15 protein-coding genes are annotated in these 17242 nt (G+C 73.1%); 11 read left to right on the top strand and 4 right to left on the bottom strand.

Annotated features, from left to right (window positions below; all coding sequences use genetic code 11):
- Positions 1 to 49: 49 nt before the first annotated feature.
- Entirely contained in the window at positions 50 to 1132 is a 1083-nt protein-coding gene (locus VMV22_02155; GenBank protein ID HUY21122.1) for a phosphotransferase family protein, read from the bottom strand.
- Between the two features lie 28 nt (positions 1133 to 1160).
- Here VMV22_02155 and VMV22_02150 point away from each other — a divergent pair, with 28 nt between their 5' ends.
- From VMV22_02150 to VMV22_02130, 5 genes are all read left to right on the top strand, one after another.
- Positions 1161 to 2861, top strand: coding sequence for an AMP-binding protein (locus VMV22_02150; protein HUY21121.1), 1701 nt, complete (start codon positions 1161 to 1163; stop codon positions 2859 to 2861).
- Positions 2862 to 3046: 185 nt separating this feature from the next.
- Positions 3047 to 3490, top strand: coding sequence for a hypothetical protein (locus VMV22_02145; GenBank protein ID HUY21120.1), 444 nt, complete (start codon positions 3047 to 3049; stop codon positions 3488 to 3490).
- Between the two features lie 9 nt (positions 3491 to 3499).
- Positions 3500 to 4810, top strand: coding sequence for an acyl-CoA dehydrogenase family protein (locus VMV22_02140; protein HUY21119.1), 1311 nt, complete (start codon positions 3500 to 3502; stop codon positions 4808 to 4810).
- The gene (locus tag VMV22_02135; protein ID HUY21118.1) at positions 4807 to 5871 is read left to right on the top strand and encodes a phosphotransferase family protein; all 1065 of its coding nucleotides are present in this window, start codon (positions 4807 to 4809) and stop codon (positions 5869 to 5871) included. The genes VMV22_02140 and VMV22_02135 overlap by 4 nt, the downstream gene beginning before the upstream one ends.
- Positions 5871 to 6698, top strand: coding sequence for a glucose 1-dehydrogenase (locus VMV22_02130; protein HUY21117.1), 828 nt, complete (start codon positions 5871 to 5873; stop codon positions 6696 to 6698). Before VMV22_02135 ends, VMV22_02130 begins: the two co-directional genes overlap by 1 nt.
- Here the strand turns inward: VMV22_02130 and VMV22_02125 are convergent.
- Positions 6695 to 7231 (bottom strand): NUDIX domain-containing protein, encoded by a 537-nt coding sequence (locus VMV22_02125; GenBank protein HUY21116.1) that lies wholly within the window; start codon positions 7229 to 7231, stop codon positions 6695 to 6697. The two genes, VMV22_02130 and VMV22_02125, sit on opposite strands and share 4 nt — an antisense overlap.
- A gap of 267 nt (positions 7232 to 7498) precedes the next feature.
- Between VMV22_02125 and VMV22_02120 the strand changes: the two genes are divergently transcribed.
- Positions 7499 to 8614 carry a hypothetical protein gene (locus VMV22_02120; protein ID HUY21115.1) on the top strand — a complete coding sequence of 372 codons (1116 nt, stop codon included), beginning with the start codon at positions 7499 to 7501 and terminating at the stop codon, positions 8612 to 8614.
- 25 nt (positions 8615 to 8639) lie between these two features.
- Here the strand turns inward: VMV22_02120 and VMV22_02115 are convergent, their stop codons facing one another.
- Positions 8640 to 8942 carry a hypothetical protein gene (locus VMV22_02115; GenBank protein HUY21114.1) on the bottom strand — a complete coding sequence of 101 codons (303 nt, stop codon included), beginning with the start codon at positions 8940 to 8942 and terminating at the stop codon, positions 8640 to 8642.
- Between the two features lie 253 nt (positions 8943 to 9195).
- Positions 9196 to 9942, bottom strand: a complete 747-nt coding sequence (locus VMV22_02110; GenBank protein ID HUY21113.1) for an alpha/beta hydrolase — start codon at positions 9940 to 9942, stop codon at positions 9196 to 9198.
- Between the two features lie 241 nt (positions 9943 to 10183).
- Between VMV22_02110 and VMV22_02105 the strand changes: the two genes are divergently transcribed.
- The 5 genes from VMV22_02105 to VMV22_02085 all read left to right on the top strand — a co-directional run bounded on the left by VMV22_02105 (position 10184) and on the right by VMV22_02085 (position 17066).
- Complete coding sequence (locus VMV22_02105) at positions 10184 to 11056, top strand: LLM class F420-dependent oxidoreductase (protein ID HUY21112.1); 873 nt, start codon at positions 10184 to 10186, stop codon at positions 11054 to 11056.
- Complete coding sequence (locus tag VMV22_02100) at positions 11053 to 11190, top strand: hypothetical protein (GenBank protein ID HUY21111.1); 138 nt, start codon at positions 11053 to 11055, stop codon at positions 11188 to 11190. Before VMV22_02105 ends, VMV22_02100 begins: the two co-directional genes overlap by 4 nt.
- 154 nt (positions 11191 to 11344) lie before the next feature.
- Positions 11345 to 12280 carry an EAL domain-containing protein gene (locus VMV22_02095; GenBank protein ID HUY21110.1) on the top strand — a complete coding sequence of 312 codons (936 nt, stop codon included), beginning with the start codon at positions 11345 to 11347 and terminating at the stop codon, positions 12278 to 12280.
- A gap of 47 nt (positions 12281 to 12327) precedes the next feature.
- Positions 12328 to 14304 (top strand): diguanylate cyclase, encoded by a 1977-nt coding sequence (locus VMV22_02090; GenBank protein HUY21109.1) that lies wholly within the window; start codon positions 12328 to 12330, stop codon positions 14302 to 14304.
- A gap of 65 nt (positions 14305 to 14369) precedes the next feature.
- Entirely contained in the window at positions 14370 to 17066 is a 2697-nt protein-coding gene (locus VMV22_02085) for an EAL domain-containing protein (protein HUY21108.1), read from the top strand.
- Positions 17067 to 17242 lie beyond the last annotated feature (176 nt).

The raw sequence follows: 17242 nt of genomic DNA, 5'->3' as shown, positions 1-17242 counted from the left end.
GGGGGCCAGCATCACGGCCGCGGCACGGGGCCCGCACCCCGGCGCGCTGTCAGCCCGCGATGAGCCCGCCCAGCAGGTCGACGGTGGGGTTCGCCTGCGTGAGCCAGCTGTCGTCGACCCCGAGCTGAGCCAGCAAGCGCGCGGCCCGGACGAGGATGGCCCCGCTGCGCAGGGCGGCGAACGCCTCGTACCACCGCAGGTCGGCAAGGGGACGCCCCAGCCGGCCCTCGTAGGCGGCGACGGTGGCGTCGCGCCCGGGGAACCCGGGGAGGTCGCCGCGGCAGCGGTCGACGGCCATGGCGTGGAGGACCAGGAACCAGGCCAGGTCGACCTCGGCGGGGGCGATCGTCGCCATCTCGAAGTCGAGGACGGCGGTGATGTCCATGTCGTCGCCCACGAGGACGTTGCCGAGCTGCACGTCGCCCCACAGCAGCGACGGGGGCGGCTCGTGGCGGGGGAGGTGCGCACGGCACCACCGGACGCCCTCCTCGAACACCGCGGGCGCCGACCCCTCGCCCGCCCATGCCAGGTAGCCGGCCCAGTGTTCGACCTCGCCGGCCAGCCGACCGGTTCCCGAACCCCCGGCCGACCGTGCCGGCAGGACGGCGTCGCAGCCCAGTGCCACCGGGTCCAGCCGGTGGACCCGGGCCAGGACGTCGACGACCTGGGCGTGGAGCTTGGCCTGCCCCGCCGGCGTCGCCTCCGCCAGCCACCCCGTGCGCAGATAGGGCTTCTCGGCCTGCACCACCCGGCCCGCCACACGCGGCATGAGCAGGAACGGTGCGCCCACCCACCCGGCGTCCTCCTCGACGGCCAGGGGCGCCACGGCCGGCACCCCGGCGCCGGCCAGCACCGCCTGCAGCCGGCCCTGCATTCCGAGGTCGTAGGTGGGGAACAGCCCGTCGCCGTTGGGGGGGAGCCGGACGACGGCCGAGGTGTGCTCGAGGCGTGGTGCCGCGCGCTCACCGAGCTCCCACGCCACCTCGAGGAAGAGCGTCTCGCTCGACAGGCCGGTGGCGGGCTGCTCGAGCGGGGCCACGCGCACGTCGAGCGCATCGGGCCGCCGGGAGCGCAGCCACCGGGTGAGCCCGTGGCGCAGCGCGTCGAGGTCGCGTGGCTGAGAGATCCCCATGGGAGGCCATCAAACTATCGTCGGGCCGGTGACCACGGTGGCCGAGCTCTTCCTGTCGCGCCGTGACGACGACCACCCGGGACTGCGCTTCGAGGACGAGTCGTGGAGCTGGCGGCAGATCGTGGCCGCGTCCACGGCACGGGCGCACATGCTGTCGGCGCTGCGGCGCCCCGGGCCCTTCCACATCGGGGTGCTCCTCGAGAACGTCCCGGAGTACCTCTTCCTGCTGGGGGGCGCGGCGCTCGCCGGTGCCGCGGTCGTGGGCATCAACCCCACCCGTCGGGGCGAGGAGCTGGCCCGTGACGTGCGCCACACGGACTGCCAGCTCGTCGTGACCGACAGCGCACAGCTGTCCCTGCTCGACGGCCTCGACATCGGCGTCGCCCCGGGCCGGGTCCTGGTCGCCGACGACCGGGCCTATGCCGACGGACTGCCGCCGGGCGTGCCGGCCGTGCCGGCCGTGCCGGGCGCGGCGCCGGCCGTGCCGGGCGCGCCGGGCGCGCTCCCTGGAGCCGACGCGCTCTACCTCCTGCTGTTCACGTCGGGATCGACCGGGGCCCCGAAGGCGGTCCGTGTCAGCCAGGGCCGCATGGCGGCGCAGGCGAGCGTGATGGCGGCGGGGTCGGGCTTCGGTCCCGACGACGTCATGTACTGCGCCATGCCCATGTTCCACGGCAACGCCCTCAACACCTGCGTCGTCCCGGCGGTGGCGGCCGGGGCCACACTGGTGCTCCGGCGGCGCTTCTCGGCTTCGGGCTTCCTCCCCGACGTCAGGCGCTACGGCGTCACCTACTTCAACTATGTGGGCCGGGCTCTGGCGTACGTCCTCGCCACGGCGCCCGCCGACGACGACGCCGACAACACGCTGCGGTTCGGCTTCGGGACCGACGCCTCGCCGCGCGACATCTCGACGTTCAAACGGCGCTTCCGCTGCCCGGTTGTCGAGGGGTACGGGTCGAGCGAGGGAGCCATCTCGATGTCGCGCGTGCCGGGCACGCCCCGCCAGGCCATGGGCAAGCCCCCGCCGGGCACCGACGTCGTCATCGTGGACGACGCCGGGCGGGTGTGCCCCCCGGCCGACATCGACGCCGAGGGCAGGCTGCACAACGCGGCGGCCGCCATCGGCGAGATCGTGGGCCGCGACGGGGCGGCGCGCTTCGAGGGCTACTACGCCAACGACGAGGCCGACGCCGAGCGCACCCGGGACGGCTGGTTCTGGTCGGGGGACCTCGGGTACCGCGACGCCGAGGGCTTCTTCTACTTCGCCGGGCGCAAGGCCGACTGGCTGCGAGTCGACGGCGAGAACTTCGCGGCCGCGCCCGTCGAGCGGATCCTGGCCGGGTTCCCCGGGGTCGTGACCGCCGTGGTCTTCCCCGTGCCCGACCCCCGGACCGGGGACCAGGTCATGGCGGTGCTCGAGCTCGCCGACCCGGGCGGATTCGACCCCGACGCCTTCGACTCGTTCCTCGCCGCCCAGCCCGACCTCGGCACGAAGTGGGCGCCGCGATTCGTGCGCGTCACGGCCGGCGTCCCTCTCACGGGCACCGGCAAGGTGGACAAGCGTCCCCTGCGGCGCGAGTCGTGGAAGACGGCCGACCCCGTGTGGTGGCGCCCGATCGAGGAGCGCCGGGGGAGCAGCACCGCCTACCGGCGGCTCACCGCCGGCGACGTGGCCGAGCTCGACGACCGTTTCGACGCCCACGGTCGACGGGCATTGCTCGACGTGTGAGCCCGGGCGGTGCGGGACCTCGAGGGCACCGTCGTGGTCATGGGTGCGAAGGTGTCCTCGGCCGGGCCACGGCCGGGGAGCTCGCGCGCCGCGCCCCATCGTCGTCGACGCCCGTCGCCTACAGTCGGGTCCGACCGTCGCGCCGCAGCCGCGTCCCGCGACGTGTCCCGACGAGGAGGTCGGTCATGGGATTGATGGACAAGGTGAAGTCACAGGCGACACAGCTCGCGGAGAAGGCCCAGCAGGCCGGGCAGGCGGGCCAGGCGAAGCTCGCCGAGGTGCAGGCCAAGCGCAAGGCCGACGCCCTGCTCCTGGAACTGGGCGGCATCTCCTACCACCAACGCGTCGGCCGTGCCGATGCCGGCGCCGAGGCGAGGGCGGCCGAGCTGGTCGGCATGATCCAGGCGCACGAGGCCGAGCACGGCGCGGTATCGGTGACGTCGGCCAACGCCGCGGTGGCGGAGTCGACCGGGGTGGTCGACCCCACCGCCACCATGCCCACCGCCACCATGCCCACCCCCACGTCGCCCACCCCCACGTCGCCCCCCGCCCCGGCGGCGCCACCGCCGGCGGCGTCGGGCGGGGCCATCCCCCAGGCGCAGTACGGCTCGGGCGATAGCGAAGGCTGAGGCCGGCCGTTGGGTTGGGACTTCTCCACGGAGCCTGAGTTCCAGGCCAAGCTCGACTGGATGGACGCCTTCGTCCGCGAGGAGGTCGAGCCGCTCGACCTGCTCTGGGGCGACCGCACCTTCCATCCGCTCGACGACGAGCTCCGGAAGATCGTCGACCCGCTCAAGCACGCCGTGCGGGAGCAGAAGCTGTGGGCGTGCCACCTCGGCCCCGAACTCGGGGGCGAGGGTTACGGCCAGGTGAAGCTCTCGCTCATGAACGAGATCCTCGGGCGCTCGCGCTGGGCGCCGATCATCTTCGGCTGCCAGGCGCCGGACACGGGCAACGCCGAGATCATCGCCCACTACGGGACCGACGAGCAGAAGGAGCGCTACCTGCGCCCGCTGCTCGACGGCGAGATCTTCTCGTCCTACTCGATGACCGAGCCGCAGGGCGGGTCGGACCCGACCCGGTTCACGACCCGCGCCCGGCGCGACGGGGACGAGTGGGTCATCGACGGATGGAAGTTCTTCTCGTCGAACGCCCGGACGTCGTCGTTCCTCATCGTGATGGCCGTGACCGACCCCGACGTGAGCGCGTACCAGGGGATGTCGATGTTCCTGGTGCCGACGGACACCCCCGGCGTCGAGATCGTCCGGAATGTCGGGCTCATGGGCGAGCACTTCGGCGACGGCCACGAGGGCATGCACGCGCTCATCCACTACGACGAGGCACGGGTGCCGGCCGACAGCCTGCTCGGTGGCGAGGGGCAGGCGTTCGCCATCGCCCAGACGCGCCTCGGCGGGGGCCGGATCCACCACGCCATGCGCACAGTGGGGGTGTGCCAGAAGGCGCTCGACATGATGTGCGAGCGCGCACTGTCGCGCCAGACGCAGGGCAGCCTGCTGGCGGACAAGCAGAGCGTGCAGAACTACATCGCCGACTCCTATGCCCAGCTCATGCAGTTCCGGCTGTTCGTGCTGTACGTGGCGTGGGAGATCGACCGGTACCGCGACTACCGCAAGGTCCGCCACGACATCGCGGCGATCAAGGTGCTCACCGCCCAGGTCCTCCACGACATCGTCCAGCGGGCGATCCAGGTGCACGGCGCCCTCGGCGTCTCCAACGAGCTCCCCCTCGGCGGCTACTGGATGATGGTGCCGGTCATGGGCCTCGTCGACGGGCCGAGCGAGGTGCACCGGGTCACGGTCGCCCGCCAGGTCCTGAAGCGCTACAAGGCGGCGCCCGGCGCGTGGCCGACCGAGCACCTCCCGGTGAAGCTGGCCGCGGCGCGTGAGAAGTTCGTCGAGCACCTCGAGCACGAGGTGGCCAACCAGTGAGCCCCGAGGCGCCCGCCGCCGACGAGGCCCGCACACAGGGACTCGTCGACCTCGACCGCCTGGCCGCCTTCCTGGACGAGCAGGGGCTGCCGGGGGCGGGCGAGTCGCTCGAGGCGACGTTCATCACCGGCGGCGCCTCCAACGAGCTGTTCGACCTGCGCCGCGGCGAGCACCGCATGGCGCTGCGGCGGCCGCCGCGCATCGTCCCCGAGGGCCGCAACGAGACCATGCTGCGCGAGTACCGGCTCCTCGCCGCGCTGGCCGACACCGGCGTGCCCCACGCCCGGGCCCTGGCGGTGTGCGACGACCCCGACGTGATGGGCGGCTGCTTCTACGTGATGGAATATGTCGACGGCTGGTCGCCGATGGGCGGCGGAGGGTGGCCCGCACCCTTCGAATCGGACCTCGATGCCCGCCGTGGCCTGGCCTTCCAGCTGGTCGACGGCATCGCCACGCTCGCCACCGTCGACTGGCGGGCGAAAGGGCTGGAGGGCTTCGGCCGGCCCGACGGGTTCCACGAGCGCCAGGTGGACCGGTGGATGAGCCACCTGTCCGCCGTGCAGTTCCGCGACATCCCCGGGCTCGACGCCGCCGCGCAGTGGCTGCGCGCCCACCGGCCACGTCACTACGAGCCGGGGATCATGCACGGCGACTACCAGTTCGCCAACGTCATGTTCCGCCACGGCGCCCCGGCGCGCCTGGCCGCCATCGTCGACTGGGAGATGGCCACGGTGGGCGACCCACTGCTCGACCTCGGCTGGGTCATACAGGGCTGGCTCGACGCCGACGAGGATCGCACCGCGGGCAGCTACGTCGACTACACCGGCATGCCGTCGCGCGCCGAGCTGCTGGAGTACTACGCCCGCACGAGCGGGCGCTCCGTGGACGAGATCGACTACTACGTCATCCTGGCCCGCTTCAAGCTCGCCGTCGTCCTCGAGGCGGGATACGCGCGCGTCGTCCAGGGACGCGCCGACAACCCGAAGATGGAGGCGTTCGGCGACGTCGTGCTCAGCCTGGCCGAGCGCGCCGCCGAGCTCGCCGGCACCACCACGCTGTGATGGCGGGCCCGGCGCCGACACCGCCGTCACGCCCGACGCCGACGTCGCGCCCGGCGCCGGCGCCGGCGTCGCCATCACCGGCGGCGCGCTTCGACCTCACCGGCAAGGTGGCGCTGGTGACGGGCGGGAGCCGGGGGCTCGGGCGAGCCATGGTGCTCGGCCTGTCCGCCGCGGGCGCCGACGTCGTCATCGCCAGCCGCAAGCTCGACGCCTGCCGGGCGGCAGCCGCCGACGTGGAGGCGATGGGCCGCCGGGCGCTCGCCGTGGCGTGCAACGTGGGGATCTGGGACGAGCTCGAGTCCCTGGCGGACGCGGCGTACGACGCCTTCGGGCGCGTGGACGTGCTCGTGAACAACGCCGGGATGTCGCTGCTCTACGGCGACGTCACCGAGGTGACCGAGGCCATGTGGGACAAGGTGGTGAACCTCAACCTGAAGGGTGTCTTCCGCCTGACGGCGCTGGTCGGCAGCCGCATGGTCCGCGACGGCGGCGGCTCGGTGATCAACGTCAGCAGCGTGGGCTCGGTCCGGCCCACCCCCGAGATCCTCCCCTACGCCGCCGCCAAGGCCGGGGTGAACACGCTCACGGTGGGGTTCGCCCGCGCGCTGGGCCCGACGGTGCGCGTCAACTGCATCATGGCGGGCCCGTTCCTCACCGACGTGACCAAGGCGTGGGACATGGACGCCTTCGCCCAGGGCGCCATGCGTCACGCGCTGCAGCGCGGCGGGCAGCCCGACGAGGTGGTCGGGACGGTCCTGTACTTCGCCAGCGACGCCTCGAGCTTCACGACCGGCACCGTGCTGCGCGTCGACGGCGGCATCCCCTAGGAACCAGGTCCGCCGCCGCTCTCGCCGCCGCGAGTCCCGCCGCCGCCGTCACCGAGGGCGGCCGCCGGGGATGCCAGGGCGAGCTCGAGCCGGTCGAGCAACGGCAGCTGTCCGGCCAGGAGCCTGGTGCGGGCCACGGCGAGCGGGAACCAGGCGGCCCGGTCGACCTCGGGGAAGGTGCGCCGCTCACCCGACTGCGGCGGCCACTCCACGTCGACCAGGTTGCTGGTCACGGCGGTGGCGTCGAAGTCGCCGTGCACCGCCCAGGCGCGCACCCGCTTGCCGCCGGCCTGGCGGACCTCTCCGAGGTCGGTGCGGGGACCCTCCGGCGCGCGCCGCCCGAGCTCCTCCGCGAACTCGCGCTCGGCGCAGGCCCTGGGGTCCTCGCCCGGTGCGTACTCGCCCTTGGGGACCGACCACGCGCCGGCGTCCCTGCGCGCCCAGAACGGCCCGCCCGGGTGGACGAGCATGACCTCGATCCCGCCCCCGCCCACCCGGTAGAGCAGGAGGCCTGCGCTCGTCCTGGCCGCCACGGCCCCAGTGTGCCCGGGGCGGCCCGCCCCGGGCCACCATGGCGGCGGTCCGCGGGGCCGGCCGAGCCACTCGTTGTCGTGGCGAAACACCCTCCACCCCAGGTGGCAGGGGTGTCCGCCGAGATGACTGGCACCGTCGCGCGGAACTCACTACCGTCAGTGGTGGGTGCTTTGCCGGGCGGCAGAGCGAGCGGAGGAGCACGAGAACCACCGTCACGCGTCGCGATGCCGCGCGGTCGTCATCCGCCTGTAGGACCCGAACGGACCATGACCGGCGAACCCGTGTACACCGACGAGATCCGCTCGGCGCGACGCACTTCCCGTCGCCCCGCCAGCCGGACGATCGCGCGCTTCGGCCTCATGGTGGGGCTGCCGGGGGCGTCGATCCTGGCGGCGACGGCGGGGCCCGCGACGGTGGCGGCGGCGGGCAGCAAGCACCTTCACCACGACGGCCACACCTCGACCGCGTCGCGCACCGAGTCGCCCTTGGTGGCGATGCGGCGCATCCTCGAGGAAGAGGCCGCGTCGACCACCACGACGACGGCCCCCGCACCGCCCCCGCCTCCCACGCCGACGACCCTGCCGTCGCCCCCGATCGCGGCCGTCGCCGCCGCCCCGACCCCCCGGACGGCCCCGGCCCCCGCCCCGGCCGCGCCCCGGCCGGCCCCACCGAAGCCGGCCCCACCGACGCCCTCCCCGCCACCGGCGGCCCCCACCGTGGGCATCGTGCCGCCGGCCAATCCCGCCGCCAGCCTGCCGCCGAGCCCGCAGTTCGAGAGCATCTGCCTGGCCGACGGGGCCATGTCCGCCCTGTGCGTCGCCTCCACCCTGCAGGCCACGGACTCGGCCCGCGCAGCCGAAGGCATCGGGCCCATGACGCTGCCCGGCGACTACGCCACCCTGACCCCGGCCGAGCAGCTGTTCGTCCTGACCGACATCGAGCGGGTCGACCGGGGCCTGCCCCCCGCGGTCGGGTTGGTGAGCGAGTTCAACCAGGACGCCCAGGCCGCCGCGCAGGCCAACACCGACCCGTCCCCCGGTGCCGTCCCCCCCGGGGTCGGCATCCTGCGGTGGGCGTCGAACTGGGGCGAGAACGCCGGCGCGCTGGGGTCGAACTACGGCTGGATGTACGACGACGGCCCCGGGTCCGGGAACGTGGCCTGCGGAAGCGGCGGGGGCGGGTGCTGGGGGCACCGCGACAACATTCTCGGCTTCGACGCGGCACAGCTCGGGGGGGCGACGCTCGTGATGGGCGCGGGAGAGGCGGCACCGCCGGCGGCGTCGCCGTGGATGAGCGACACCGAGCTGTTCGCGGTGATCACCGGCAATCCCGCGTACTACGTCTACACCTGGGCACAGGCGGTGACAGCCGGCGCCCGCTGAGGCGCCGGTGTCGGGCCCCCGGCGCTCAGGACGACCGTGTGGAGGGCTGCTCGGCCAGGCCGCGGTCGACGACAGGCTCGCGATGGCCGTCGATCTCCCGGACCGCCATGGCGGTGCCCCACAGGCCCAGTGCCGTGCCGCCCAGTGTGACGGCGAACAGCGTGGTGAGCATGGCGGCGTCGGCGCCGGCCTTCACCGCCAGCACGATGACGGTCGTGACGAACACGACCAGCATCGGCACGGCGTAGGCCAGTGGCCGGATGCGCCCCGGCGGCGCGACGTCGGCGGGCCGCACTGACTCGTCGTGGCGACTGCGCTCGTCTTGCATCCCGAAGTCATCGGCGCGCGACGGACACGGCTGTACCTCGCGCGCACTGCGTGCGCATCACGGCCGCGGTGTGGTGCCCGCGGCGCGTCGACGTGCGCGCGCACGGTCGCAGGGCGACGGGAGGGGGTCACCGAGCGTGAAGGGCGGGGGGCCTCCTGGCCACCAGATGCGGCGCTTCCGGCAGGGGCTGGGGTCCGGGGACGTGCACCCGGCCCGGGGAGAGGGGGTGCCGCCGCCGGTTGCCGCAGCGCGGCTAGACCCGGCCGGCGGTGGCGGCGGCAAGGACCCGTGCGAACGACGCGGGGTCGGTCACCGCGGGCAGGTGCCCGCAGGCGAGGCGGACGACCTCCGGGGGACGGGGGAGGTGGGTGAGCATCTCCTCCTGCAACGCCGGGGGGATCGGGCGGTCGCGCTCGTTCAGGACGTAGGTGACGGTGACGTCCCGGGCGATGGACCACCGGACCGGCTGGAAGTAGTGGTGCACGGTGTCGGGGACGCAGCGTACCGGGTCGACCATGAACGCCAGCGACCCGTCGTCGAGCGGGTCCCCGCCGTAGGCGGTGCGGAAGGCCTCGGGATCGGCAGGGGGCCCGGGCAACGTGATGGCGGTGCCGTCGCGCCGGGCCCGCTCGACCGACGCCACGAGGCCGTCGCGGTGGTGGGGCTTCATGCAGTCGAGCCCGCACCCGCCCTCGGCGGGCACCAGCGCGGCGTTGAGCACGACGTGTGCCACGCGCCCGCCGAGTCCGGCCACGACGCCGGGCACGACGAGCCCCCCCGACGAATGCGCCACGACGACGACGGGCCCGGCCGGCACCGCAGCGGCGACGTCGGCCAGCACCGAGGACACCTCGTCGTCGACGGTGAGGGTCGCCAGGTCCGCAGGCCTGTCGTGGCGGCCCGGTAGGTCGACCGCCAGCACCGGCCCGTCGACATGCGGCACCAGGCGGTCCCAGAACCGCGCCGTCGAGCCGCCCCCGTGGATGAGCACGTACGTCATGACTTCCCCCCGCCTGCGCTCCGTCGCCGGGAGCAGGCGGAACGTAACAGGCGGCGGTGATCGCCTGCGACCCCGGCGCCCCGGGGCCGGCCACGACGACGGGCAAGGGCCCGCATCGACCGTGACGTCGCCACCGGTCCCGGCGTCGCGCCGAGGCCCACCCGGATTTCCCTCCTCGGGCGACCACGATCAAGATGGGCCCACACGCAAGACGGGCCCCACACGGCCGGGAGGGCGAGCCATGCGCGTCGGGATCCATTTCGTGAACTTCACGCTGCCGGGGGCGCCCGAGTCCCTCGGCCCCACCCTCGCCGCCACCGCCCGCATCGCCGAGGACGGCGGCGTGTCGGTGTTCACCTTGATGGACCACTGGTTCCAGATGGAGATGATGGCGACCGCCCAGGACCCGATGCTGGAGGGCTACACGTCGCTCGGCTTCCTCGCCGGTCACACCGCCACGATGACCCTCGGGCTGCTCGTCACGGGGGTGACATACCGGCATCCGGGCCTGCTGGCCAAGACCGTCACTACCCTCGACGTGCTCTCGGGGGGTCGCGCCCAGCTCGGCATCGGCGCCGCCTGGTACGAGCGCGAGCACCTCGGCCTCGGCGTCGCATTCCCGCCGGTGGCGGAGCGCTTCGAGCGCCTGGAGGAGACCCTGCAGATCTGCCTGCAGATGTGGAGCGACGACGACGGCCCCTACGAGGGTCGGCACTACCGGCTCGCCGAGACGATCTGCTCGCCGCCGCCGGTGAGCTCGCCGCGCCCGCGCGTGCTCGTCGGGGGGAGCGGCGAGCGCAAGACGCTGCGGCTCGTGGCCCGCTACGCGGATGCCTGCAACCTCTTCGCCACGGCGCCCGCCGACATCGCCCACAAGCTCGACGTGTTGGCCCGGCACTGTGACGCCGAGGGGCGTGACCCGGCGACGATCGACCGGACGATCCTGGCCCTCGGCAACCCCCTCGCCGACGTCGACGGGTTCGTCGCCCTGATGGGCGAGTACGCCGCTCTCGGGGTCGACGCGGTGGAGCTGGTGCCGGTCGGCGACCCGACGGCCTTCACGACGACGGTGTGCGAGCGCATCGTGCCCGCCCTCGCCGAGATCGGGTCGTGACCGGGCTGCGGCGCGCCGTCGTCGCCGTGACGGCGATCACGTCCCCGGCCGCGGCCCACGGGGGTGATCACCGGGCGGGCCCGGCCCCCACCCGGAACACGGCGGTGCGCCAGCTGGCGATCACGATCGGCTGATTCCCGCACGGGGGACCGGTCGACCGCACGGGGACCGCCCGCCCTCAAGCTCCGGGCCGGTCGAGCCGACTGATACGTACCGGGCCCGCACGCGCCCGGCTCTGTCCCGATGCGCCGCTGACCAAGAGCGGACCGACGCGTGAGCAGGCGCCCCATGGCACCGTCCAAAACAGCCAGTGGTGGTGATCTCTTCCTGGCGAGGAAGCGCCGGCTGTCGCGCACGCGCCACCGCGCCAATGGTGGTATCGAGCGATCCACCTCTCCCACCGAGCCGGCCGAACGCGAGGTCGAGGAGGCCGCCCGGCTCCGGGAGCACCGGCAGCAGCTGATACGTGTCACCGTGGCCAACGAGGACTTCGAGAGCGTCTTCCAGCCGATCGTCGACCTGGGTTCGGGCGGGGTGGTGGGGGCCGAGGCGCTGACACGCTTCGAGACGACGCCCGCCCGCCCGCCCGACGCCTGGTTCGCCGACGCCAAGGCGTGCGGCCTGGGCGTCGAGCTCGAGGTGGCCGCCCTGCGCTCGGCGCTCGGGCAGCTGAACCGGCTCCCTCCGGGTCTCTACCTGTCGCTCAACGCCTCAGCGGACACGTTGATGTCCCAGGAGTTCCGGGCCGCCGTGGCCGGGGCGCCGGCCGAGCGCATCGTGCTCGAGCTCACCGAGCACGACAGCGTCGACGACTACGGGGCGCTGCAGGCGACCATCGAGGAATTGCGTGCCCACGGCGTCCGGCTCGCCGTCGACGACGCCGGCGCGGGGTTCTCGAGCTTCCGCCACATCCTCAACCTCCGGCCCGACATCATCAAGCTCGACATCGCGCTGACCCGGGGGATCGACGCCGACCCGGCCCGTCGTGCCCTCGGGTCGGCCATGCTCACGTTCGGCCTCGACGCCTATGACGCCGCCATCGTGGCTGAAGGGATCGAGACCGAAGCGGAGTACCGCACGCTGCGGGGACTCGGGTGCCGGTTCGGGCAGGGCTTCTACCTCGGGCGCCCCGGCCGGCTGCGGCCCATGGGCGTCCAGCTCGACGTCCCCGGGCGGCTGGTGCTGCCGGAGCGGCCGGCGCCATCGATCGCGCGGGCGTCATAGCGCCCTGACCTGGGCTGATTCGACCCCGGTCAAGAAGGTGACAACGCATGTCGACACCTCTCGGAGCCATGGTGCGCACACGTAAGAACCCGCATGCCGGCGACACACCGCGCGGCGACGAGGGCCCGGTCGTCGGACCGGGGCCCGGCCACGACGGTCGCGCCCCGAAGGAGGGCGCGCCGCGGTGGCGCCCGGGCGTGCGCTTCATCCTCGTCCTCGTGGTGGCGCTTCCCATCCTGTCCACGGGCATCCTGACGGCGTCGGGCGCCGCGGGAGGCTGGGCCTACCGGCAGAACGCGCAGGTCGTGGCGCGCGACGCCGCCCAGCTCCAGACCGTGGCTGCCGCCCGGGCGCAGATGAACCCGCTCGAGGTGCCCATGCTGGCGGTGTCGTACGCCGCCCAGATCGGCATCAGCGAGCCCCTCCTCGACACCCTGCTCAAACCGGCGGTCCCCTACCGGGTCCAGATCGCCGAGGGCACGGCCAAGATCGCCGGCTTCCCGACGTTCTCGTCGACGCCGATCCTGCGGGCGGACGTGGCCGGCCTGAAGCGGATGATCCCCAAGGTGGCCGCCAACACCATCTCGTTCACCGACGCCCGGGCGTACACGGTGAAGATGTCGGTGGACGTCGACAACCTCTGGTACCGGGACTACAACCGCATGCTGGCGGACATCTCCACGTGGCAGCCGCCCGGATCGTTCGAGGTGCACGCGGCGGCGCTGCGCCAGGCGTACGAGGCGTTCCTCTCCGGCGGCCACGAGGTCGATGGCGCCATCTTCGTGCTCGAGGGCATCGGCCCCGCCGACGCCAAGCAGGAGCTGATCCAGGCCGCCGGCCAGTACGACGTCGCCACGACCGAGTTCGCCGGCCACCTGAGCCCGCGGGCGGCGGCGGCGTGGAACGTCCTCCAGCAGAGCCCCGCCGACCGGCACTTCGAAGGGACCATCCAGCAGGGGCTGACGGTGGCCCTGAACGGGCAGCCGGCGCCCTTCGTGGACAACACCACGTTCGCGGGGCAGTCCATGGCGCCGGGCCTGCACTTCCTCGCGGATCTCAACAAGCTGGTGACCTCGGCGTCCCAGGACCTCCGTGAGACGGCACTGGTCCAGGCCGCCGACGCCACCAGCCGGTTCGTCGGCGAGCTGCTGTTCCTGGTGGCCCTGGCCCTCGTCAGCGTGGGCGGCGTGATCGCGGCCGGCCGCGTGCTCACCCGGCCGCTCAAGAAGCTGGCCACCACGGCGCTCCAGGTGCACACCGGCGACTTCGACGTGTCGCCCCTGCCCGAGACCGGGCCCAAGGAGGTGGTGACGACCACGGCGGCCTTCAACGACATGACGTCGACCCTGAAGGCCGTCGAAGCCCAGGCCGTCGCCCTGGCGGCCGAAGACCTGTCGCACCTCGAGATGCTCACCCCGCTGCCGGGCCGGACGGGTCGGGCACTGCAGGCCTCGGTGGACACGCTGTCCGCCCGGATCCGCGAGCGCGAGGCCCAGCGCAAGCAGCTGCACGAGGCGGCCACCCACGACCCGCTGACCGGCCTGCTCAACCGTTCCGCCGTGCTCGACTACCTGGCGACGGACGTGAGCCGGCGCCGCGACCAGGGCGAGACCGTGGCCGTCCTGTTCATCGACCTCGACGGGCTGAAGCCCCTCAACGACACCTACGGGCACGAGGTCGGCGACACCGCCATCCTCAGCACCGGCGTGGCCCTCATGGAGGCCACCGGCGAGTGTGACGTGGTCGGCCGTCTCGGCGGCGACGAGTTCCTCGTCGTGCTGTGCCACGACCACAGCTGCGACGGCGACGCCGTGGCGGAGCGGATCCGCCAGAGCGTGGCCCAGCGCTCGATCCCCGTGCAGGACTTCGTGGTCCCGCTCGTCGCCAGCGTGGGCATCGCCCTGGCGCAGTGCGACTCCGACACCGACCCCATGAAGCTCGTCCGCCAGGCCGACGAGGCCATGTACGAGGCCAAGAAGGCGGCCCGCGCCGTCCGCGACCGGATGGGCGCCGTCCACAGCTGACCCGCCGGGCCCGGGACCCGGGCCGGGATCCTCAAGGGATTCGGCGCCCACGCCGATTTCACAGTGTGGACCAGGAAATTCCCGTTCCGGGAGAGACGCCGCCCTCGATCCGGGCGCGGCTCGTGGACGTCACCACGAGCCCCTCCGTCCTTGCCGGGCCGCCCGTGGCCGCCGTCATGTGCCTGTTCCGGGCCCTGCACCTGACGGCGCAGCTCCCCTACTGGGTGATCGTCGCGCTGGTCCTCGTGGGGCAGGCCGTCGCGATCCTCGCCGCCGTGGCCTGGCCCGCGCCGCACCGCGGCCCGGCCCTCTACGGCCGGGTCGGGGTGATGATGGCGGTCATCGGCGCGGTCAGCTACAGCACGGGCTGGGGCCCCGTGCTCGCCATCGGCTTCGTCTTCGGGGCGGCCGACGCCATGGAGGTCTCGGGCCCCGCGGCCGCCACACCGGCGCTCATCTGCAGCGCCGTCTACATCGGCCTGGGCCAGCTGGCGATCGCCACCGGCACCGCGCCCAGCCTGATCCAGCCCGACCATGTGAACGGCCTGGCGGGGCTCTCCGCCGTCGGGATCCTCCTCGCCGTCAAACTCCTGGAGCGCTTCATCAGGGACCGCGACGGCATCGAGCACGACCTGCGGGAGAGCCAGGGTGAGCTGCGCCAGCGCGAGGCGCGCTTCCGGACCCTGGTGGAGAACTCCGGCGACATCATCGCCGTGGGCGACTTCGACGGCCTTCCCCTGTACGTGAGTCCGGCGTTCGAGCGGATCCTCGGGTACCCCATGGATACGCCGGTCCCGCTGAAGGAGATCATCCACCCTGACGACCTGGTCGAGATCGCCCGGCGGTGGCCCGAGGCCTTCGGGGACACGGCCGACCCGTCGGCCGTCCTCGAGACCGAGTTGCGCATGCGGGACGCCACCGGCGAGTGGCACTGGTTCGACACGAAGATCTCCGACCGCCTGCACGACGAGGACGTGTCGGGGTTCGTCGGCAACCTCCATGACATCACGGCGCGCAAGGCGGCCGAGGAGGCGGCGCGCGAAGCCCACGAGAGCATGCGATCAGCCTTCGAGAACGCACCGAGCGGGATGGCGGCGGTCGACCTCGAGGGGCGGATCCTGCGTGCCAACACGGCCCTGGGGCGGATCCTCGGCCGCGCCGCCGACGAGCTCACGGGCATGAGCGTGCTCGACCTCGTCCACCCCGACGACCGCGAGGGGGCGATCGAAGCAATGCAATTGGTGGCCGACGGGGAGGCGCGGGACTTCCAGCTCGAACGGCGGGTGACCCACGCCGACGGCCACGAGCTGTGGATCGACGCCAGCGCGTCGTGCGTGTACAACGAAAAGGGCGAGGCCCTGTACCTGATCAGCCAGTTCGAGGACGTCACCGAACGGCGAGACCTGCGAGAACAGCTGGCGCACGCGGCCGTGCACGACTCCCTGACGGGACTGCCCAACCGCGTCCTGTTCACGGACCGCCTGGAGCTGGCCCTGCGCCGCGCCCGGCGCGACAACCACCAGGTCGCGGTGATGTTCCTCGACCTGGACCGGTTCAAGCTCGTCAACGACAGCCTCGGGCACGACAGCGGCGACCGCATCCTGCAGCAGGTGGCGCGTCGCCTGGCCCACGCACTGCGGGGCAGCGACACGTTGGCGCGCTTCGGCGGCGACGAGTTCACGGTGCTGTCGGAGGTGGAGGACAAGGGCCAGGCCTACGACATCGCCGAGCGCCTTGTCGAGGCCTTGCAGACGCCGCTGTTGCTGGACGACACGGAGTTCTTCGTGTCCGCCAGCGTCGGCATCGCGCTGTCGGAGAGCGGCACCGGGCAGGGGGCCGACCTGCTGCGTGCCGCGGACGTCGCCATGTACCGCGCCAAGAAGCTCGGGTCCGGGCGGATCGAGGTCTACCGCCGCGAGGAGGAGGGGGGGACGATCCGGCGGCTGCGGATCTCCAACGAGCTGCACCGCGCCCTCGAACGCGACGAGCTCGAACTGCACTACCAGCCCTGCGTCGATCTGCACACGGAGACCATGGTCGGCATGGAGGCGCTCGTCCGCTGGCGCCACCCCACCCGTGGGCTCCTGCTCCCCGGTGAGTTCGTCCCGCTCGCCGAGGAGAGCGGGCTGATCGTCCAGCTCGGCGAGTGGGTGCTCCACGAGGCCTGTCGTCAGACGGCGGTATGGAACACCCGCCGGAACGCAGCGGGCCAGGAGGAGGCCCGGCTGAACATCTCGGTCAACGTCTCGGCCCGGCAATTCGCCGATCCGGGCTTCCCCCGCCATGTCACCTCGGCGTTGGTCGACTCGGGACTCGACCCCGACAAGCTGTGGCTCGAGATCACCGAGAGCACCCTGATGGGCCAGAACGAGTCCACCGCCGAGCTGCTGCGCCACCTGCGATCGGTCGGCCTGCATCTGGAGATCGACGACTTCGGGACGGGCTACTCCTCGCTCAGTTACCTGAAGCGGCTGCCCGTCGAGACGCTGAAGATCGACCGAAGCTTCGTCGAGGAGCTCGAGCTCAATGCGCCGAACGACCTCGCCATCGTCCGGGCCATCATCGCGCTCGGCGACTCCCTGGGCCTGTCGGTGATCGCCGAGGGCGTCGAGCGCCAGGCCCAGGTCACCCAGCTCCGGAACCTCGGGTGCTTCCTGGCCCAGGGGTACCTGTTCGGCGTGCCCCTCTCGGCGCGGGCGCTGGACCCGTTCCCGTCCGACGATCTCGGGTCGTGGCAGTCCCGGGCCCGCTCGACCGCCTGACCCGACACGGCGCCGGCGCTCCCGGCATGCGGGGCGACGAGGACCGGGCTCAGGGCGACGTTCGCACCATTGGCCTTCCGACGCCCCGACAGCATGGGGCACGGTGGTCGGCGACACGGTAGCCGCGCGGGAACCGCCCGACGGCTGCGTCCGATTCGGTGAGGCGGCACACGGGC

The organism is Acidimicrobiales bacterium, assembly GCA_035531755.1.
Classification (GTDB): domain Bacteria; phylum Actinomycetota; class Acidimicrobiia; order Acidimicrobiales; family UBA8190; genus DATKSK01.
The sequence above is the reverse complement of the archived record's forward strand: the minus strand, read 5'-3'. Positions and strand labels throughout refer to the sequence as shown.